Genomic DNA, 20,655 nt, shown 5'->3' on the forward strand with positions numbered 1-20,655 from the left:
TAAGTTAAATAATTTTTTCTAAAATTACTTATTAAAATAATAACCTGATAAGGTTTGGTCAAGTCTTACAAGCTCTATATTGAGCTTGAATACAATCAAACTATAATTCAAAAGGATTTGGGGATGAAATCACCTAGATAGGTTTATCATGAGTTTTATTGCAACGCCGCTTGATTAAAATCTCCCAAGTTTGGTTCTAGGGATTTAACAGCATACCCCAGCCATGACATTAGCTTGTACATGGTCAGACGTATTAGAGAAGAACATGGCATCAAATGCCGTCGCCATAAACGTTTTAAAGTCACCATGGACTCAAACCATAATAAAATGGTTTACCCAAACGTGTTGGATCAGCAGTTTGATGCTAATCGTCCTAATGAGTCTTGGGGTTTCTATTTATAGAATCTTTGTATTTCAAATCACTATCTTTTTTTATTTAGACCTAACATTTTCAATAGCACTCATTAATCTACGATTCGTTTCAAAGGTATCAATGAACATTATAGAGTAGCTAGAATCTAAGGAATCGACAGTTTGCTTTAGTTCTGCACTCATATCCACTACATCCCAAAAAGGATGAACAATAACAAATGCTTCAGAGTTAGGCCCACTGGAGTTATGTAATACAACCGGAAGGTTTAATGGACCTACACTGATAATATCTCGTTTATGCGGATCTAGACGCTTGATATCCTGTGCAGCAATTTTAGCAAGCTCAGGCCAATCTTTAAGCTCAGAATACTTCGTGAAATCCCCATCTAAACCCACTCGGTGTGTAGGATCAAATAAACATCTTAAAAAACTGAGTCCCAATCGCCAATCTAGTAGACCATGGTATCCCCTATTACCATAGCGTTGAATACAACGGTAGCAAGAGCGCTGACATTCCTCACGATGTTTACTTTCAAAAAAACTGCCCACCATAGGGTCTGATAAATCATTTAACATTGAGTCTATAAGTTCTACGATTAGAGGTGATTTTCCCTTTATATTTTTTGTTAATCTTTGACAGAAACCAGCGCCATTTACCAATGTATCAGCTATCTGCAAGATTGGCCTCTCTTCACGAAGTCTAGGCTCAAGAGGTTCGAACTCATCTGGTGATATATCTAAAGCTAGAGAAGCCCTCTGAACTATAAGCTGTGTCGCACTAATAGCCGCAGCCCTTAAGCTTGTCCCTGAGCGTTCTAATTTAGGTCCCAGTCTATCCATAGATAAACCATCCGCGATTGACAACATGCTAAGGTTTAGAGCATCTGTTCGCTTTTTTGAAAACAGCTTTACTTCTTGTACTTCAGGTAATTCTGGTTGTACTTGCCAAGGCTTTGAATGTTTTTGAGCTTTATCTAATAATATCGCTTGATTTGGAACCTTATCAATATTTAATCTAGAATTTCCTTGGCAATATACCTTATTCTGAATTCTGTGAACCATCTCGTAGCTTTTAGGGTTTCCATCTACATCTAAAACCCCTCTATTTCTTCTGATAATATAAGCTTCTTTACCAGTTGCAAGTGATAAGTTTGTCCCTACAACTTTTTCCATCTGCATAGGTGCAATAATCGCTCCAGTTTCCCGTCTTATCATAGGACGAGGAGGCTCAGTGCCGTCAGACACTCGTGGTCGAAAATCAGTTCTAAATGCACTAGGTGAATAGTAGACACTAAAAGCTTCTTGGGGTATCTTGTGTTTACAGTCGTCACATTTGATTCCATCATCACTTTGGGCAAGTAGCTTTAGTGCACCACAAGTAGGGCAGTCAGCAATGCTCACTTTATCATTCCACCACTCTTCTTTAGGCTCAGGAATGAGTTTAGCACCACCACGCCTTAGCTGGACAAAACCTAATTGATCAGTAAAGCCGATACTTTCATGAATTTGTTTATCTCGAATCACCACTTGTCCTGGAGAAAACTCATAAATAGCGATATCAATTTCGCGATCGACAGAATCCCATTCAGACTCATTTTCACCAACTGACTCTAAATTCAAATATAGATTTCTTACTCTGGTCGGCATGCCAAACATTGGTAATAATCCGTTCTCAGCTAAGAATTGCGCCAGTCCCATTTCACGATTGCTACCTTCTTTTTCTAAGACATCGATCTCATCGATCAGTTTATCAGTTGTTAAGTAAGTTAAAAGATCTTGCTCTCGATTTACTACCCCCTGACCTAGAGTATTGGCTAGTTTTTCAGCAATTGACTGGGTCTGCTTAAGTGCAGTTGTTAAGCGTTGCTTCCAGCCTTTGACTTCGTCGTAGTAGTCAGTCGTTAGTATAAACTCTCCATGTATATCAGATTTCATATTATCACCTGGATAATTGCTATCATCTTCCTCTCTTAATCGTTTGAAAGCTTCTGTTAGCCAAGATTTTCTCAATAAACGCAAGCTAATATCTATGTGCTCTACTGTTAAGAAAGGCGGTGGTGGAGCATCTCCTGTGATTGCTTCAGGATGACGAAAATAGTGCATATCATGACTACGGCCACGGCATAATGTCATTGCTAAAGAAAATGCTTGTTTACGTCGTCCAGCACGTCCTACACGCTGTTGATAATTAAAACGTTGGGGAGGCATATTAGCTTGATATACAGCTTGTAGTGCACCGATATCAATACCAACTTCCATTGTTGTAGTAACTGAAAGCAAATCAATTTCTTGAGCTTTTTCCTTGATTGGATTGCTATTATCATCAATCGAAATACCCCGAAAGCGCCGTAATCGCTCTGCGGGCGATCTTGTTTGACCTGTCAACTCCTCGCAACGCAATCTAAATATAGACTGATCATCTGCAAAGGCTTTATCTAATCGTTTGGATATGTAGTTGCGTTCCCTAAGCTGTTGTGATTTGAGATTAGGTTCAGTAGGCAAGGGTTGGTGACAACGCGTACATATCCCTGTGCCACGATGTAAATGAGCTCTACTACATGTGGTACATTCATAAACTGGATCTTCAGGTCTAGTAAGTTGAATATATAACCGTTCGATTCGTATAATGCCACCTGGATGCTTAAGCTTTTCCATTTCCCTTAAAATATCAGTCATTTTATCTTCACTGATGCCAGAGGCTTGTAGAAAATTCTTCACTCTTCTACTACTTATAGAATAACCGCTTACCCACTCTTTAATTGAGTCTTGCTTTACCCATTTGTTAGCTAATACACGATAGTTATCTGCAAAAACCCTCAAAATCGCATTAAGTTCATCTGAGTTTTGTTGATGTTGAGATTGAAAACAAGCGTAACCGATCCCTGTTTCTTCCAAAGCAAAATAGTTACGCGCAAAAATAACATCTTCAATCAAAGTTTGTTGTGCTTTCGCCACTGCATTTTTTGCATCTGTAATTTTCGTACCATCAATCTTGTCATCCCAATAGATTGTTCCGTCCTGCTTCTCTTCAAAATAACTAAACCACTCATTGTGATTAATCTTTTCTACGCCGGTGTCATCTGTAGGGTGCACACCTATAGCAGTCATCCCAGAAAGCAGTGGCTGAGCCTTAAAACCCGTCTCGATAATACCTGCTTCATTTGTCTCTAAAATTGTTGCCAATGCGATACGATCAGGACTCATCTGATTTCTTTGAATTTTCTTTATCTTGTTATCAATTTCATCTGCTAAATCATAGTCCCCTTTTTTTTCTGCTTCTTCTCGCTGGGCTTTTAAAGTTTCGATATCCTCAACAAATGCACTATTGATTAGTGCATCCACCAGAATCCTACGGCGAGTGTCATTATGGTGATGACGTTCAATATCAATGGCTGTTTTAGCCGCATCTTGACGACTATCAGAAAACGCAATCACTTTAGGACTATTACCAGCTTGTTTAAGCAGCTCAAGAACTTCAGTGGCTAGTAACTGCGATGTTTTAGCAAAACCAGTACGAAAACTACGAATAGGTGATTTACGATATTGCTCACTACGATGTGAATAATCAGCCCCGCAGGCAGGACAGCAATTTGGTGCTGCAGTCTTCTTACGTTGTTTATCTTTATCAGATACATTAATCATGTCGAAGAATTGTCCTGAGATAAAATCCGCAGGGTTAGTTGGACGAGTTGAACGTAACTGACCATTATATGGATCTAACGACACAGGAACCCAGGATTCTTTGTCATTATCACCTCGTTTGGCTGAAGCTATAGAGGGCCAAAATAGAACAAATTCCTCGTGACTGAGATCTTCAATCCCAGAACCAACGCCAAACTCTGGAAGTTTTTCAAGGTCCTGCGTTTGAGGGAGAATTTCAATTGGCGATCTTGAGTTATTACGAGAAGCTTTTCCACGTAGCCCTCCAATAAACTCTGTATTACATCCCTCACATAAAAATAATTCAAATAGCCGCTGGGTATCTTTAGAAGTATGGGTGTGACTAGTACCACTCTCAACCGACACCCCTTCATAAACAAGCTGACCGTTTTGGATCATGGGTGCGGCAAATAAACCCTCCAAGCTCCTTAAAAACAAGTGCTCCCTAAAGGAAATAGCCTCTGACCCCTCTATATCTCCTAACCCTCTGAGTATCATTAAACCACGTAAAGCTTTATGCTCTCGACTTTCACCAAAAATCTTTTCTGCTAACGTTGATATTGAGCGAGCTTTAGTTTTCCCCTCTTCATCTGTACAACTTATTGCCAGTCTCTCACCGACTTCATTCACCATATCACTGGTTGCGCGAGATTGAGACAATCCTAAAGCTATTTTGCAAGCATTTAGTAGTTTCTCTAAATGTTCATCTTTGTCCAATTTATTCGTTAGCTGACCTAGATAGCGGCCATCTGGTGCTAGATAATCTACCACTGCTATAAACGGTCTAGTATCTATACATTGTTGAATAATGGGTTTAGGCATATGGGTATTGCCTGAAACAACCGCTTCTGCCCAATCCTCAGGACTTTTAGCTCCTTCACTATGACTATCTACATAAGTTCCAAACGGTCCAAAGAAGTCATAAAGATACCCCAAGCTTTGATCACCTTCAGTACCATCCAAGGGTAATGAAGCACTAGACGCTAGTATACGCAGCTTATGGCGATACTCTGCACGATCCAACCCCAGTCGGTTAATTAAAGTACGAATGAGAGCCGCCATTTCGGTTCCTGTTGAACCGCGTATTAAGTGCAACTCATCCAAAACCAAGAAGAAGTAAGCTTTAGGATCTGTTTCAAGCCATTGTTTAGTCTTATCGAAGATTTGAGCATCAACTTCTCTAGACAGCATTGCGTTCAGCATTGAAATATTAGTAATCAGCAAATCCGGTGGCGTTTCTTGCATGTCCCATCGGGTAATAAGCTCTGACCCCGTAAGAGATGGGAATAAATAACGTGTTGTATCAGTCTCAGGATTACTTCTATCATACGCCAATGCTTTTTCTTGATCATTCGCCAATGTCAACAACGTGGTCTTAGTGCGTTTTAAACGGCGATTAGTAGCTGTTTTCTCTTTTTCATCATCTTGTCGTCTTGGATGATTCAAATAGCCAGGAACAGGACTTGCACTGGTATAACGGCCAAAAAATATCCGATTACCATTGGCTCTTTTGTCTAATACTTCTATAGCCTCTGGCGAGTCTAGCATAGTGCGTAAGCGTACCATTTGATCTTCTACTAGTGCATTCATTGGATACAAAATTAATGCACGCACTGCCTGTGGTCGATTACTGTCTTCACCTTTGCGGTGGTACTCAAACCTACTTCCTTCACGCCACCATTGGTGTTGCAAATAATCTACTGGGGGCGGTCCCCATTGCGTCGCTTCTGCCGTCAATTCTGCCAAAATAGGCAATAAAAATGACTCTGTCTTACCTGAGCCTGTACCAGATGCAACAATACCAGGATGCCCACTCTTTAAACCGCGTTGCAGCATTTGCATTTGATGAACATAAGGTGAAAATACACTCTGTCGTGATAACTCACCTGTGGCTGGTTTGCCAGGGAACAACCCAGAAAACATCATTTCAACGATAGCTCGGCGTTGCTCACGATTAAATTTCTTTAATGGGTTATCCTGACACTCGTCATCTAAACAATCTTCCAATCGAATATTTGTTGATTGATAGCGTAAAATAGGTTCAATAAAAGGTTCTGGCATTAAATTGCCTGGTTGTCGTAACAAGCGTTGCCTTTCTTGACTTAAGTCTTCACGGCGTAATCGATAAACTGTATCTAAATAAGAAAGATAAAGCTCTAAAATATCATTGTAAGCACCTATTGGATCTAGCATATTACCCTCTTATTTATCTAATAACTCTTTCAGCCATAGCTGACCTTTTTCAAGCATCTCAGAGTAGTTCTCGCTAGCTACAGATACCTTTTGATAAGCAAGTTGTGTACATTTTTCTGGAACAATTGAAAGCCGTTGTAACAACCTTTTGTTATACTCAACTTGATTATCAAATTTAAGTGGCGTACTAAATCTTGATAATTCTGACCACAGATGCTCTTTATCAATGAAATTATCATCAATAGTCGCCATAACAAGTAAATTACTTGGTCTCTCAGAGCTATATATGACACTTATTAGACTTGGCAACCATAAATCTATGGCCGTCCGTTGTAAGCCATCAAGCCAAACTAAATGATATTGATTTGGGTTTGCTACTGCCGTTGACCATGCTCTCGCAAAACCAGTCTTGGTTCCTTGGTTTGGTTGCATCCATAAGTCATCTAAATTTAAGATATTTGGACCTAAACTCTCTCGAAAAGTCACTCCACCCGTAACAATCTCTGCGTATTTAGGTATAATAATTTCTGCTGAAATTGATGGTAAAAGAACAAAATCACCTGAGCGTAAAGCCCTATCAAATAGGTTAAGCTCTGATTGTGATATAGCTGCTTTCTCTTCGAATGCCTGAAATTTGGCATCAAACTCTGAATTATCGATATATGGAATATCATCTCTTCCTGATCCTCTCGACCATGGTGGGAAAGTAGTGTCTGTAGGGTTAATTAACTTTCCTTGATCATGCAGAGCTCGCTTGAGACGATCTACAAGGGATATATTTTCTTGACTATCTAATTCTTTAATATCACCAAGTGTTTGATTCAGATGGCCAATTTCTGCTACTAACTGTTTATTCAAGCTTGAAATCTTTTGCTGTAAATCATCTTGAACGACTTTTTTATTTTCTAATATGTCATGTTTTTCCTGGATATTTTGTTTCAAGCTTTCTTGTTGTGATAGCAATTCTGCTAGCTCTAACCTAATCTCTTGTTCAATAATAGGTTGTATTTTTTGACGGTAGGCATTACTTGCCGCTTGTTGTGCTATATCCAGCTTCTGCTGAAAAGGTTGCATGTTTGATAAAGTGTTGATGACTTCTCTTGGCTCTATTAGCGATCTAGCAACTCTTTGTTTATACCCTTTCAACCATTCATGTGTATCAGCCCAATCTTCTTGTTTTGTAATATTGAGTGCACGATCTAATAGACTAACTAAATCCGCCCTTTGTTGTTTAGTAGTAGTTTTTAGATACTCATCATAATCTTTTAGTTTATCCAATAAGTCATTTAATATATCAACGTCTAGCTTCCATGTTATTTCGCGAATGAAATCGCCAACAGTCACATTAGGGATCTCTATAAACTGTCCTTCAAAAGCATCTCCTTCAAAGATTGCACTATTAAAAGAATAAACTTCCACATTTCTTGTCTTAGCCACATAACGACCATTACGAGGATGGGACATAACTTCGACAATGGCACATTCTGTGTCAGATAATGCAACAATAACTTCATTGGGTTCTGCATCGATAGCATCAATACTCCCCAAACCAAACTCTACTAACTGATAGCGTATTTGTTCTGTACTCATATGCCTATAATCAATAACGACTGTAGGCTTCTTCCGCTCCTCAATAATATAATGATCATGCTCTTTATCGGATGAATAACTGTTGTGCTCATTTATTCTTGGATTTAATTTAGCAGTAAAAATAAGGAATTGTTTTTCAGCTACGCCATACAATGAAGGAGCGAAGATTTTACCGACAGGTGCTAAATCACTAGTCAAGGCTTGTTTTTTCCATTTACCATTATCTACTTTTGCAATTCCACTGATTCGTGTTTGAGGTCGAGGTGTATAATCAACCTCACCAAAATACCATTGTTCTGACACTTATCTTTCCTCTTTTTAAATATAACTTACTCGGATACCGCGACTGCGTTGCTTTGCAATTTCCAGAATAAGTTTCTTTGGTTTAATTTTATTGTTACCTTGAATAGCAAGCCCAAATATAGCTTGCAATGTGTTTAACTGTTCCTCACCCAAAGCATATTGATACTGTGAATATTTTGATATAATCGCAGGGCCGGACTGCAGACCCGTTGATTGTCGTAACCATTTAGCAACTGGCAACGGCAAGTGGCCATTTAAACTCTGTCGTTTTAATAATCCATCACTGTATATAAAAACCGGTTTTTTAATTTGTCTTGCATACTCCAAAATTGCAATATTGCGTTGCGTCGTAACAAATCCCTGCTCTTCATCAATAGCGTATACATCCCTATCATCATCACGTGTAAACCTTACCAACATTTTAGTGCTAGATATATTTTGATTTAATGAAATAAACAATCCTGGCTCAGCTTTCCAAATGCTAGATAATTGACGTCCTATAACGGTTCTATTTTCTACTGGCCAACATTTTGGGGCTGGTTTTGCGACAATGTTTTTACCAATTTCAATACTCCACTGAAGTTCTTCAGCTAATTTCTTAATTTTGTCACCATACAAACTTATAACAGGTACTGCCCACTCCAACTGAGCATTAATATGTATTTCAATACCCTGTCTTATAGCTTCAACTTTGAGTATTTCTAGTTCTTTATGAGCGATAGCACCCTCTACGATTGCGGTTAAACCACCTGTTAATACAATCTTTGGTGCTCGCAGACGCCAAACACGTCCCCGCCATCGGCAACTAAGATCTTGCTCTAGCCACCCTGCTTCCTCCAAAGAGCGTAGCACATCCCAGACCATGTATTTAAATTCAGGTTTTTGAGGTAAAACTATTCGTAAGATAGCAACAATCTCTGATTCTGATCGAGATGATTGTGCACGAGCATATAGTGCTTCTAATGCATCGCACAGACGATTAGGAAATACACCCACTGACATTACATTTTGGGTTTCAACAATTGAAGTACCTAATTGATAATTAAGTTCTACCGACGCCTCAAACGCATTTTTCCTTTGTGGCCATGAGTCATTGAGTGGTGCATTATTAAAAAATCGAATTCTTTTTAATGTAAGTTCATCATAACTATCAATGTGCTTTAAGTGCCATTCTTTATCAATCAAGTCATCATCAATGATCGTAACGATGTCATTCTCAATTTGAACTTTTAATGCTGGGTTTGTGCTAAATTTACTATTGGATTCAATTTTAATATGGGGTAAGTATCCTGAACGTGCCAGCCACTTATTACGTCCTACTGGAATCCCTCCTTCAAACTTCAATCCCTTTTCTGACGTATTTTCCCCAGCTACCCCTTGATCACCAGTTATCTTTAAGGCCTCTTGTAATGGCATGTTTTCAGAATAACACCACCTTTCGGCAATGCTACAAGGATATTGAAACCGCTCAATGATTTCAGGGCGATTGGCTAGAATAATAGCTGTATCTTCTGCATGAGCCTTTCTATCATCCTGTGTCCATAGACCACCATGACGCTCTAATAGAATAATACAGCCGTTATCTAATAAAGCTTTAATTTGTTTTGGTATTCTATGCATTTCTAAGAATTGTAAAAAATCCCCTTGCCAAGAAGGCACTTCTAAATCTTGACGTCGATTTCCTTTTGCTAAAACTACCTCTTCTAGCTCATCACCATCCCATCCACCAAATCTGACCGACACCGACCACAACAAAGTATGGTTTTTGGGATTTTCTCGATTAATCTCAGATAAAATACTGAGTATTAACTGCCAAAAGTAATGGTTCTCTATGGCGTGGTTGCTTTCATAGAGTTTTCTTAGGTTAAATAATTCTCGTTGCATCAATAGTGGTAATTCACCATAATAATCTTCATCTAGCTCGACCAATAAAGATATTGAACTTTCGAATGCTCTATAGCTTAGCTTTTTTAAAATATTTTTTAGCTGTTTTCGATCATCACGAGAGGGATAAGCTAACTTTACGGCATAGCCAATAACCGTCATATTCCCTATATCTTTAGGCAAAATAATTTTTCTATAACTCTTACCTTGCTGGACTTGACTACCTATCCATTTTGATAAAGCCAACCATAAACTATTAATTCCGCTGACACCTTGCTCGGCACCTTGGTTATCATCTAGCAAAGCGCCTAGTCGCTCTCGATATTGGTTACTATCTCCCGCATTAGTCGTAGTAGCAGCCACCAAGCAAGATAATATTAAAAAATGAAAGTTGCTATAGGCTCTTGCTCCTTGGATCTCATGTACTTTAGTTGATAAAAAATCTCTTACTAATTTCCTAGTAAAAATTGACATAAATGTATTTTGAATATCTTCATCAGAATATCCATTCACACCTATCGCCTCTGCCAAGCCTGCTGGAGTAACATCTAAATTAGTTAGGTCTGAATTACCATATGGGCCTTCTGTACTTAAGTAATGTTGTTGTAGAGAAGTTATCCAGTCTTTCTTTGTTAAACTAGCAAGAGTCGTTTGCATTGCTATGGCCACAGTGACTTATCCTTAGATACTATTTAATAAATTTGCAACGTTTACTGCCATACCACAGTATTTAAAGTATTCTGAATTATTTAGATTGGAAATGCTTCAAATCAGGATATAACTGTATTGTCATTTCATAAAGCTTATCTTCTGCATCTTTACCTTTTTAATCAGGGTTTGGATAGAGATCTGCAGTAAGAATTAATCGAGGAAGCTGCAAATACTCAGCAAACACTCTTTCAAGCTCTTTTCTAAGGAATTCAAGCCAAAATTTCACAGTCTCTTCGAGTGTATGAGGGTCTGGTATCTTGTAAGTGAAAAAATCTGCGTTAAGACAATACTCCATACGGAACGCAGCCGCCATAGAATCATGCAACCACTGCAAAGTTCTATGGTCAAAGCCTCTAAGCTCATCACGTAAGTCACTCAACTCTGTACGAAAATCAATCACCCTTTCAGCTTTACGATACTTAGCTCTGGCAAAATTAACGATGATATGTAATGCTTCTCCATATCAACCATGCTGAATTAATCCAATACGGGTAGAGTCACCATGAAAGTAACTACCAACTATCACTACTAAGCCCCATTAATAAAATTCTAGTCTTATTACTGCAAGTAATAAGATGCTGTATCACTTCATTCAGAGCAAATAAGCCTTTAAATATTATAAGATAGCGCTATAATTGCACATTAGCCTACTTTTTTACATTAGTAAATCATCTATAGAGACAACCATGGTATTTAATCAAACCCAGTTTTTTGAAGATTTAGAAAAGTTAACCACTAAAGTCATCGATAAGAATAAAAAAGAAGACTTTATCTTTGATTTCCTAACGCTGTGAATCGCCCCGGGATTGTCGGATACTCGACATTCTGAGAGAATGCGACAATGAAAAAACAAGCCTGCACTCCTGAGATTAAAGAACGTGCCGTTCGTATGCTGAGAGAAGCGTCTGGTGATTTCAAGCCATAGCATTAAAAAGCTGCTTTTTTCGCCCAGGCGGAGTTCGACCGTCGACTTTATTAATGACCATAAAAACAATTATGGGATCGAGTCAATCTGCCGAGTACTACCGGTTATCCATCAGTCTATCACCGTGCTGAAGACCTAGAGTACAGCCCTGAAAAGCGATCACTGCGCAGTTAACGTGATGACTTTTATATTAGTGAAATCAGACACATCTGGCAGGACAGCAAATGTCGTTATGGTGTGCTTAAAGTCTGGCAGCAGATGAAAGCGGATGGCATTCATGTGGCTCGTTGTACGGTAGAGCGGTTAATGACTCAGTATGAGCTGCAAGGCGTTTGGCGCGGTAAAGGTAAAATAACAACTCACAGCCGTGATGACCAAAAGCGCGCTATAGTAGGATGGAAAGTATCTAATCGTATGAACACGGATATGGTGATGCCGGCGTTAAATCAATCGATATTATGATAATCTTAATCTGTTAGGTGAAGTTGCCTGACACAAGTAAATCAGCCTCTGATATAGTCGGGGGCGGTTCACTTGTTATGAGGGTTGTAAGATAGGGTGAGGTTCTTACCGTCAGCGAAGTTTGACTGTAAATCAAATGCCGTCTATTTAATTAAACCAATAAATAGATGGCATTTGATAGATGAATGATTCGTTTCAGCGCTTGATTGTATCGCCGTAACCAATATCACCTGGTTTCTCACTAGAGTTACTAATCTCAAAAGCCTTTTCTATTGTTTTTTTGGCTTCACTCCAATTGTCCTGACCTGAAATTCTTTGATCTACAACGAGCTCGATTAGGCTTGCAGAAAGATCATTTAATGACAACTCTTTGTGCTCATATTTATCTTCAATATTTAAATCTGCACGACTATGAGCTCTTCCATCTTGAGCATTGTATAATCCAAATCTTTTTATTTTCCCGGCTCCATTTATCTGTGAAGCATTTAATATGCTATTTTCCCTCAGCGTATGGCTGGCCGAAAATGAATCTTGCAACATATGAAGTAAAGATCCCAGTGCTATATTCTGTATTGTTTGCTCTGAATATTTATTATTTACGTCTTTGCATTTTAGTTTAGTAGGAAATGCACCAAGATTAATACTCCTATTGCAGTCAGCGGCAAACAACCATTCTGGCTGCCACTCCATGCGATATTCACCGTTATAAGTCATCTTATTGTTGAATAGTTCAGCAGAACGCTTTTCAAGTTTTTCTCCAATGCTTCTAAAACGTAAATCCTTATCAATATCACCAGCTGCAACCCGATATGAAAACTCAGCCCACATATTTATGAGTTCACTAGTAGCGCCTGCATTTTCAGTTTTCTTTGATGCCATCGCGTGCAGAAATTGCATATCTCCACAATGAGTTCGATAGTACATGTCGTATGACTGATCTATATCCTTTGATTCGCGGCAAGAATCATTGAAGTAAATAAATGCTTCATGAGGTCTTTTTTTGGCCATACCCAATGGATCATCATTCCATCTAACCCCCCTAACTACTGCAGAGAGGAATACGGTATCTTTCTTCAGAGAATCTGGTATTTGTGCAGTATTAATTGCTTTAATCGTAAGCCGTTCATGAATTGGCTCTGAAAACTTTTTTTTGTACAAACCTGATGTGTCTGGTTTGCTGAAAGGGTCGAATTTGAATGCGTAAGAAGAATTAATACCTGAAATTGCAACTACAAGTATTGCTAACAGTAGATTTTTCATTTCTATGCTCCTTTTGAAGATAAGAAATCTCAATACTCTATGGACACGCATGTTTTACAATAAATTATACTGACTGTTATTTATTATTGACTTAAATTAGCTAAATTACTAATACTGGTTTGTCTTTTGTCATATTATTTTGTGCATTACTAAGCCCTTAATCAGTAGCCTTTCAGTATTACTTGATAGTTTGGCTGTAATATTGGCGTATGCCAATACATTGATCAGATTTAGCACCAAAATTAAACTGTGAATCTACATACCCTTGATTAGCTGAAGATATTAAGAGTATTTTTAAAGACGAATTTTATTTAATATTATCTTTAGTAAAACAGTAAAAATTTACTAGCTAATTCAATATTTTTAGCCTATAACAAACTATGTATAGTAAATTATTATGATTTTTTATACGAAAAATATTTTATATAAACGTTTTATTAGCCAGCTAGTCTAGGAGGTTATATGAACTCTAACTTTATTACTGGAGAGGTAATTCTTTTCCCTGAAGGATGTCAGAACACAGGTGATGGGATTTGCCATCTGAAAGGTAAGCTCAGTTTCGTGTCACCTCGTAATGGTATGGTATGGGAAACAAAAGAGTGGAAAAATCCATCCATGCTGTGGACAAAGGGTGAAAATCCAGAAGGGACAACCGACGGTACGACACTTCCAATAATGGCACGGCCATTCCTTGGAAGACGTTATGATTTGTCTTATTTAAAGGCTTCAATTATCCATGATCATTATTGTTATGAAAAAGGTCAAATTCGAACATGGCAAGATACGCACTTAATGTATTACGATGCACTTATAGCTCTTAAAGTAAGTAAAACAAGAGCGAAATTAATGTATTTTGCGGTGTATTCGTTTGGTCCTAAATGGAAAATTGAAGAAACAATGTTTCAAACAGAAATGCTTTCCCCTAGGTTTTCTAGTGCAGTAGCAGCAGATTCTTCTGAGTTTGAATCTTTGCTTCCAACAAAAGCGCGTCCTGCTTGGAAAAAAGACTTATCACGAGCAAAAGCAACTTCTATCCGGACAAAGACAAAAAAAGAGGACTACGACAGTAATAAGTTCAATGAACAATTTTCAAAGATAGAAAGCAAGCTTGAAAGTAATCCAGAAATGACTTTGGAGGAAATTGAAGTGATGGCTCGTAATCTTGATCCACATAATTTTCTGTTTGAATAATGGAAAATTATTTGTATAGCTTTTAAATTTTTATGCTCTCCTCTAAATGCCAATTTGTAAGGAGTAAAAAATAAAAAATTTATTAGTATCGATTTTATCACTCACACTATACCCAAAACATAAAACCTCTAAATGATAAATAATCTATCATTAGACTTTTTTATATTATTAAATGATAGTAATATCTTGATATTATCAATGAACATTAATTATTAAGTCTAAGTAATAGAGGTGGCGTTATGACCGTTCGTATCTATGTGAGAGCCAGTACTAAGGATCAAGACGCTACCAGAGCATTAGCTGATTTGGTGGATTTTAGTACAGGTTATGATGATAACCATGTTGAGTACGTTGAGCATTTCAGTGGTACAAAACTTGATAGACCCGCATTAGCTCAGCTACTAAAGGACTCTGAGCAAGGCGATATCCTACTGGTTGAAAGCGTGGATAGATTAAGCAGGCTATCTCAAGATGATTTTGCGATTCTAAAGCAGCGTATCAAAGATAAGGGCTTACGATTGGTGGTAGCTGATCTACCAACCACGCATACGGTTAGCGAGGGTATGACAGGCGACATCCTAAGAGTGATTAACGATATGCTGATCGACTTATTGGCGACGATGGCAAAGCTTGATAACGACAAGCGTAGAGAGCGTATTAAGCAGGGATTGGCTAACAGTGGCTATAATCCCACTGGTAAGAAGCCTAATACAACGAAACACAATCGTATTAGAGAATTAGACAGTCAAAACAGTATGAAAAAAGAGGAAGTCGCTAAGGCAGTTGGTGTTGGGGTAGCTACCGTTTATCGGGTCTTAAAGCAGAGTTAATAGCTGAGGTATTTTAAATATTAGCCCATCATTTTTATGATCATTACTATATTTTGGAAAATACTGCCCTTCGTGACCACTCATTCTCATTCAAAATAGACCCTTAGATATTTAGGCTAGTAGAACCAATGGTTTGAGTGAATAAGGTAGTCTTAGTGTACTTAGCGAACATTCAAGTCCTATAGTGGGTACCATCATTTATAGATAAGTTACTGATATTATTAATTTTATCTATAGATATGCGTACTCAGTGTACTTTAAGTGAGTAATTCGAGGCGATTTGATGAATTGAATCTTCCATGGAGTTATTTCTCAAATAAAAATATCACTGCTTAAACTTAGCTTTAATTATTTAGTCTTTTTTCTTTAGTCTTCCTAGTCTTTCTTCTTGTTGAGCTCGTCTTTCTAGTCTTTTTTCTTTAGCTTGCCTAGCTAGTTTCTTTCTTTTATTTTTAGGTATTCGCTCTTCTATAGCAAAGTAGAGGAACATAAAAAAGTAAAGTGTATATTCGACTGTATATTTAAGGATAACAAGTACGAGTCCTATACAAAAAAGAATTACGTAGATGCCACCTGCCAACATAAATATAGTTAGAAGTAATAAAATTAGAGCGATTTTCATTAATCTTACTATCCTTTATTGGTGACTAGAATTGTCTTAAATCGTGATCGGTGCGCTGTAGAGGCATCGAACTGTCCGCTATATAGCGATCTTAAAGCTCCTGAGCCCTTAGAGCTTGATATCACATCCGCTGTATTTGATAATCAACCTCAGATTACAACACCTAGAATAGATGTCCCCACTCTGCAGCATTATTATGTACCTCGTCCATAATAACGCTGCAGATCATAAAGAACTAACCTGTATTTTTAATTAGGTGTTAAATGGGTGCCCCATGAAAAAATTATTTTTAACTCTTATATTGCTCTGTCAAATGAATCCAGCATTCTCGTATGATGAAAATACTTTAACAGAAAAAATTCTTTCGCTAAATATGACCTTTAAGCTCCAATCAACTAATTTTTTTAAAGAAGCTGAGAAGCTAAACAAATTAGCAGAAGACCCTGATACGAATCCTGAGGACTTGTACATGTTGTATCTTACATCTTCCCAGTCCTTATGCATATCAGCACTATCTTTAGAAAAAATTCAGAATCTCATTAAAGAAAACCCTCAAGCCATTGGGAATGTTTTGACTAAAGATAATATAAAAATAGCCAACGATACAGCAGACATCTTTAACAAATATCTGAAAGAGTTTGAGATGGATAAGCAACAGTGTAAAAATCAGATGCCATACGTCTATAAATCTATTAATGATAGATAAAGTAGTTGAGCTAACATTATTCTATTGCTTTACACATTCATAAAAAACCTATATATATGATTTAAAAAGAATTTGTAGATATAAAAAAACCTTTGGTATTAGCTAGAAGGTCTCGAGGTCTGATGAAATGGAGCCTTTCCTAAAAAGTGGTCTATGCCTATCCGTAACTGGACGTCTGCTTTAAATCGCTTTATGATTATGTTTGATGACCGTATTAGTAAGCATTTAATCTAAATGGCAGTTAGAAATCCTATTTGATCTTACTCATCAGATGTCAAAGAAATGAATATTATGAGTTGAATTTTTTTATTTTACAAAACTTGTGGATTTGATTGACTATAGATCAAAACTAACTTAAGTTAGTTTTTTAAAGGGAGTTTTTAGTATGTTTGGTTTTTTAAAAAACAAAAAAGTAAATGATCCTGCTCTTCTTAAGCAAATTACAGAAGATGGAGTAGATTATGCTGCTGAAAGATTTTCAAGCATTCTAATGGAAAGTTTCTTGACTAAGAGATCATTAGCTTATGGGTTTGTAATGCAAGAGTTGGATGGAGCGCGGCAGGGTAATGACTTGTCGATAAAATTCGTGGAAAATAGTGGTGTTTCAGAGTACGAATATAAAGGCAGTTTAAACCAGGATACACCTGAGTTAGATATAGCTCAAGAATGGATGCAGATGCTTACTTCAAAACTATACCCGCGCATGGATATAATTGTTCCTTTAAGGCTAGGGCTCGTTGAATGTGTAATGAGAAGATATGGTATCGGAAAATTCTAATTAGAGAGTTAATTTGAACATCTGGGGTTCCCTTGAATTTGTATAATCATTGGCTCAAAGTGGTAATCACGCGGGATACCCTCTTTAATAAACACTCTTATTTCCATAACGTGTTATGGAAACAAGAGTGTTCTTTAGAAACTTTACTGAAAAACCCAAAGTTACTGTACATTTGCTTCAATATAACTAATCTCTTCATTTAATTGTGTTTTCATGTCTCCAAAATATACATTCCAATCAGCAATACCATTGATAGTCTGATAATCTTCGCTATCTTTAATTGCAAAAATTTCTTGCTCAATTTTTGCAATCTTGTGTTTGAGTATTTGTATGATAGCTTTAAGCTGATCAGCTTCGCTGACAGTCTCTGATCGTGGTTTGAACATGCCTTGCTTTAGTTCAGATAGGGTTCTTTGTAACTCAATCACATCATTTTTCTTATATGCTTCGTTAAGCTGAATAAATACTTCTTCAGCAATATCTCTCATGTCTTCATTAACACGGTCTGGGTGGCATATCTGACTTGCTTGTCTATATGCTTTCTTTAACTCTAAGCGCTGTTCATCATCTAGTTCATAAATAACTTTTTCTAACTCGATTTCAATTTGCTCACTATAGTCTTCTTCATCTTGTACAGCATTTGCATACTCTTCAGGATTATCTTGAGTAGATATTTTACGTAGATATAGGAGTCGCTTAATATAGCTTCCAAGCTCATTAGTATGTCGGTGATGGAACTCTGAGATTAGTTGTTCCAACTCTATTTTTTCATTGTCATAGGCGTTGAGTTGGTGTTCAAGCTGTCGAATCGCGAGCTTTAAAGCGCTAATATCAATATCGTTATAGACTACTAAGGAATGATGCTTTTTGATGAATTGATCAATTAGAGTAGTAGCAGTATCAAAGCTGTGCTGCTTTAGAGCGAGGGTAATGGCAGCAATATCTTGCTGAAAAGCATATACCATCAGCTTGTTATTCTCGCGTGTAATATCTCCTATATCCTCTAAGACAACATAGTTTTTGATAATCTCGAGACGCTTGATAATTTTATCAATCGGTAGTTTTAGAGTGGGATCCTGATGATCGAAATAGATATTACGAATTTTCTTAAACTGTTTGATGAACTGTTGAGCTAAAAGGCTATCGCCTTTAGTGATCAGGATGTTTTCGTGATTTTTCTCAGCTTTATAGCTCCAGTTGTAGGAGCCATTGATAACGGTATCAGCATCTACAACACAAAACTTATTGTGCATTAGATCTTGATTACCATCCCCAATCAAGTAGCTTCCTGAAGAGGCTATATTAAGCTGATCATAATCCAGATGACTTTTCTGATTAATAAAATCATTAGAAAGCATTAGCTGAACGGTAACACCTTCTTTAGCTTTTTCTAACAAGACATCGAATAAATTGCGATTAGTAAGCCAAGCTACAGCAATATAAATAGTATGCTGAGCTGCTTCTAATTCTAGAGTTATACGGTTTGCGATATTTTCGAATACAGCTTCAGTTTGCACTTGATATTACCTTTCAATGTTTAACATTATAGAACTAAGAGATATCTACTATTGTCATTCAAAAAACACTCTAACTCTATTCTGATTGATACTTTCAGATAGAGACTCGAAATTATTGCCAGCAATATACAGTGAGGTGAGGTTGGTTAAGCTACCTATGCTCTCAGGTAGAGCTTCAAGATTATTATTAGTAACATACAGTGAGGTGAGGTTGGTTAAGTTACCTATACTCTCAGGTAGAGAGTCAAGATTATTATCGGCAACATCTAGTGAGGTTAGATTTCTTAAGTTACCTATGCTCTCAGGTAGAGAGTCAAGATTGTTGCCAGCAACATCTAGTGAGGTTAGGTTTCTTAAGTTACCTATGCTCTCAGGTAGAGAGTCAAGATTGTTATCAGTAACATCTAGCGAGGCTAGGTTACTCAAGTTACCTATGCTCTCAGGTAGAGCTTCGAGATTATTACCACCCATATATAGCGAGGTGAGGTTATTTAAGTCACCTATGCTCTCAGGTAGAGCTTCGAGATTATTACTACCCATATATAGCAAGGTGAGGCTTCTTAAGTTACCTATGCTCTCAGGTAAAAAATCAAGATCGTTGTAAACAACTCTCAGAGAGGTTAGTGCTAACAACAATTCTCGATTACGAGGTAATATTTTTTCAGATAATTCAAAATTGTCAGCCCAATTCCATATACTATTTATCCAGTTATCGCCAACTTGCAACTGTTTAGTTTGACGTGATTCGATTGCTGCTTTAATAACATCAGTTGCTAAAGTTATTGGGCTTCTACGGCCTTTTATAGAAAGCGAACTGCTATCATATTTAACCATAGCATTAGATTCAACATCGTCTTGATTCATAAAGCTCCTGTTTTATACGTTACATATAGCCATAAGGTCTGATAGACTCAATCTTAAAGTCACTTTCATAAGAACGGAAACTAGCTACTGTATATGATTTATATCCAAAAAAATCTATAAAAGTAGAATTTAAAAGGAAGGCTAATGTCTAAATCTTTAGGAAGTCAAGGCAAAACTCTAAAACCTGTCCCCCTTATAGGTCTTGTAGATAAGAGTAGCGACAGTCTCAACTTTTTGCAAGATATTCAATATGACTTGGAGATTTTTGTTAAAAGTCTAGACGTACAAAGGCCAGAATTCATGATGCCTATGCTTTATGCTTATAGAACAGCTATAGCAGGGCTATATATTCAAGGGTTACTACCCAAAGAAGACTATGATCTAGCAGATACATTGCACCACAATATGCTATTTCAAATAGCTCACTTACTTTCTAATAAAGACCAGGTATATTTTCAAGAAAAATCTTTAGACTATGCTATAGATTTCATCCAAACCTACTGTGATTCTTTCGAAAAAAGAACAGCTAGTCTATTTGTTGTAGCAGCAAAAAAAGGTATTTGCCTTCATGAAGCTTTGTTTTATGCGTTAATTAACGAGGTGGGTAATGAAGAAGCATGCCATAACTTATGTCATATAGTTGTAAAACCAAAATTCTGCATGATATTTTTTAATTCAGGTATCTGGGATCATGATAATGACGATCTTGAAGCAACTATTATAAAAGTTAACAATTTTTATAATAGTCTTTTCTGATTAAGGCAATAAGAAAGGTAATTTCTGAAAC

The 20,655-nt window shown here is 37.2% G+C and carries 14 protein-coding genes, 1 pseudogene and 1 other annotated feature; of the genes and pseudogenes, 7 read left to right on the forward strand and 8 right to left on the reverse strand.

The annotated features are described in order from the left end of the window. Nucleotides 1–222 precede the first annotated feature (222 nt). Nucleotides 223–387 (forward strand): annotated as a pseudogene (locus FW759_RS02305) (IS3-like element ISPar1 family transposase); the annotation flags it as partial. A 45-nt stretch (nt 388–432) separates the two neighbouring features. Here FW759_RS02305 and FW759_RS02310 read toward each other — a convergent pair. From FW759_RS02310 to FW759_RS02325, 4 genes are all read right to left on the reverse strand, one after another. Next, nucleotides 433–6,225, reverse strand: coding sequence for a DEAD/DEAH box helicase (locus FW759_RS02310; RefSeq protein WP_446442063.1), 5,793 nt, complete (start codon nt 6,223–6,225; stop codon nt 433–435). A gap of 9 nt (nt 6,226–6,234) precedes the next feature. Further along, nucleotides 6,235–8,118 carry a hypothetical protein gene (locus tag FW759_RS02315; RefSeq protein ID WP_446442064.1) on the reverse strand — a complete coding sequence of 628 codons (1,884 nt, stop codon included), beginning with the start codon at nt 8,116–8,118 and terminating at the stop codon, nt 6,235–6,237. A 15-nt stretch (nt 8,119–8,133) separates the two neighbouring features. After that, nucleotides 8,134–10,671: a hypothetical protein gene (locus tag FW759_RS02320; RefSeq protein WP_446442065.1), complete on the reverse strand. Its 2,538-nt coding sequence runs from the start codon at nt 10,669–10,671 to the stop codon at nt 8,134–8,136. Nucleotides 10,672–10,828: 157 nt separating this feature from the next. Next, nucleotides 10,829–11,113 carry a hypothetical protein gene (locus tag FW759_RS02325; RefSeq protein ID WP_446442066.1) on the reverse strand — a complete coding sequence of 95 codons (285 nt, stop codon included), beginning with the start codon at nt 11,111–11,113 and terminating at the stop codon, nt 10,829–10,831. Between the two features lie 536 nt (nt 11,114–11,649). Then, nucleotides 11,650–11,749: a sequence feature (AL1L pseudoknot), on the forward strand. Between the two features lie 87 nt (nt 11,750–11,836). Here FW759_RS02325 and FW759_RS02330 point away from each other — a divergent pair. Further along, nucleotides 11,837–12,100 (forward strand): IS3 family transposase, encoded by a 264-nt coding sequence (locus FW759_RS02330; RefSeq protein WP_446442127.1) that lies wholly within the window; start codon nt 11,837–11,839, stop codon nt 12,098–12,100. Between the two features lie 195 nt (nt 12,101–12,295). On the opposite strand, the gene FW759_RS02335 is transcribed toward FW759_RS02330, so the two are convergent. Then, nucleotides 12,296–13,360 (reverse strand): hypothetical protein, encoded by a 1,065-nt coding sequence (locus FW759_RS02335; protein ID WP_446442067.1) that lies wholly within the window; start codon nt 13,358–13,360, stop codon nt 12,296–12,298. Nucleotides 13,361–13,822: 462 nt separating this feature from the next. On the opposite strand from FW759_RS02335, the gene FW759_RS02340 reads away from it, so the two are divergent. Both FW759_RS02340 and FW759_RS02345 read left to right on the forward strand, forming a co-directional pair. Then, the gene (locus tag FW759_RS02340; protein WP_446442068.1) at nt 13,823–14,551 is read left to right on the forward strand and encodes a DUF1353 domain-containing protein; all 729 of its coding nucleotides are present in this window, start codon (nt 13,823–13,825) and stop codon (nt 14,549–14,551) included. Between the two features lie 239 nt (nt 14,552–14,790). After that, nucleotides 14,791–15,381 carry a recombinase family protein gene (locus tag FW759_RS02345; protein ID WP_446442069.1) on the forward strand — a complete coding sequence of 197 codons (591 nt, stop codon included), beginning with the start codon at nt 14,791–14,793 and terminating at the stop codon, nt 15,379–15,381. Nucleotides 15,382–15,733: 352 nt separating this feature from the next. On the opposite strand, the gene FW759_RS02350 is transcribed toward FW759_RS02345, so the two are convergent. After that, complete coding sequence (locus tag FW759_RS02350) at nt 15,734–16,003, reverse strand: hypothetical protein (RefSeq protein ID WP_446442070.1); 270 nt, start codon at nt 16,001–16,003, stop codon at nt 15,734–15,736. Between the two features lie 274 nt (nt 16,004–16,277). Here FW759_RS02350 and FW759_RS02355 point away from each other — a divergent pair, with 274 nt between their 5' ends. After that, complete coding sequence (locus FW759_RS02355) at nt 16,278–16,709, forward strand: hypothetical protein (protein WP_446442071.1); 432 nt, start codon at nt 16,278–16,280, stop codon at nt 16,707–16,709. A gap of 385 nt (nt 16,710–17,094) precedes the next feature. Then, nucleotides 17,095–17,487, forward strand: coding sequence for a hypothetical protein (locus FW759_RS02360; RefSeq protein WP_446442072.1), 393 nt, complete (start codon nt 17,095–17,097; stop codon nt 17,485–17,487). Nucleotides 17,488–17,648: 161 nt separating this feature from the next. On the opposite strand, the gene FW759_RS02365 is transcribed toward FW759_RS02360, so the two are convergent. After that, the gene (locus tag FW759_RS02365; protein WP_446442073.1) at nt 17,649–19,004 is read right to left on the reverse strand and encodes a phospholipase D-like domain-containing protein; all 1,356 of its coding nucleotides are present in this window, start codon (nt 19,002–19,004) and stop codon (nt 17,649–17,651) included. 54 nt (nt 19,005–19,058) lie between these two features. Beyond that, nucleotides 19,059–19,868, reverse strand: a complete 810-nt coding sequence (locus FW759_RS02370) for a leucine-rich repeat domain-containing protein (RefSeq protein WP_446442074.1) — start codon at nt 19,866–19,868, stop codon at nt 19,059–19,061. Between the two features lie 144 nt (nt 19,869–20,012). Between FW759_RS02370 and FW759_RS02375 the strand changes: the two genes are divergently transcribed. Continuing rightward, nucleotides 20,013–20,624 carry a hypothetical protein gene (locus tag FW759_RS02375; RefSeq protein WP_446442075.1) on the forward strand — a complete coding sequence of 204 codons (612 nt, stop codon included), beginning with the start codon at nt 20,013–20,015 and terminating at the stop codon, nt 20,622–20,624. Nucleotides 20,625–20,655 lie beyond the last annotated feature (31 nt).

The sequence above is a fragment of the Psychrobacter sp. 1176_08 genome (assembly GCF_052850615.1).

Excerpts from the sequence above, each read along its gene's own strand:
- FW759_RS02355 (WP_446442071.1), top strand. The coding sequence starts at position 16,278 with ATGAAAAAATTATTTTTAACTCTTATATTGCTCTGTCAAATGAATCCA.
- FW759_RS02370 (WP_446442074.1), bottom strand. The coding sequence starts at position 19,868 with ATGAATCAAGACGATGTTGAATCTAATGCTATGGTTAAATATGATAGC.
- FW759_RS02345 (WP_446442069.1), top strand. The coding sequence starts at position 14,791 with ATGACCGTTCGTATCTATGTGAGAGCCAGTACTAAGGATCAAGACGCT.
- FW759_RS02340 (WP_446442068.1), top strand. The coding sequence starts at position 13,823 with ATGAACTCTAACTTTATTACTGGAGAGGTAATTCTTTTCCCTGAAGGA.
- FW759_RS02375 (WP_446442075.1), top strand. The coding sequence starts at position 20,013 with ATGTCTAAATCTTTAGGAAGTCAAGGCAAAACTCTAAAACCTGTCCCC.
- FW759_RS02360 (WP_446442072.1), top strand. The coding sequence starts at position 17,095 with ATGTTTGGTTTTTTAAAAAACAAAAAAGTAAATGATCCTGCTCTTCTT.
- FW759_RS02350 (WP_446442070.1), bottom strand. The coding sequence starts at position 16,003 with ATGAAAATCGCTCTAATTTTATTACTTCTAACTATATTTATGTTGGCA.
- FW759_RS02310 (WP_446442063.1), bottom strand. The coding sequence starts at position 6,225 with ATGCTAGATCCAATAGGTGCTTACAATGATATTTTAGAGCTTTATCTT.
- FW759_RS02335 (WP_446442067.1), bottom strand. The coding sequence starts at position 13,360 with ATGAAAAATCTACTGTTAGCAATACTTGTAGTTGCAATTTCAGGTATT.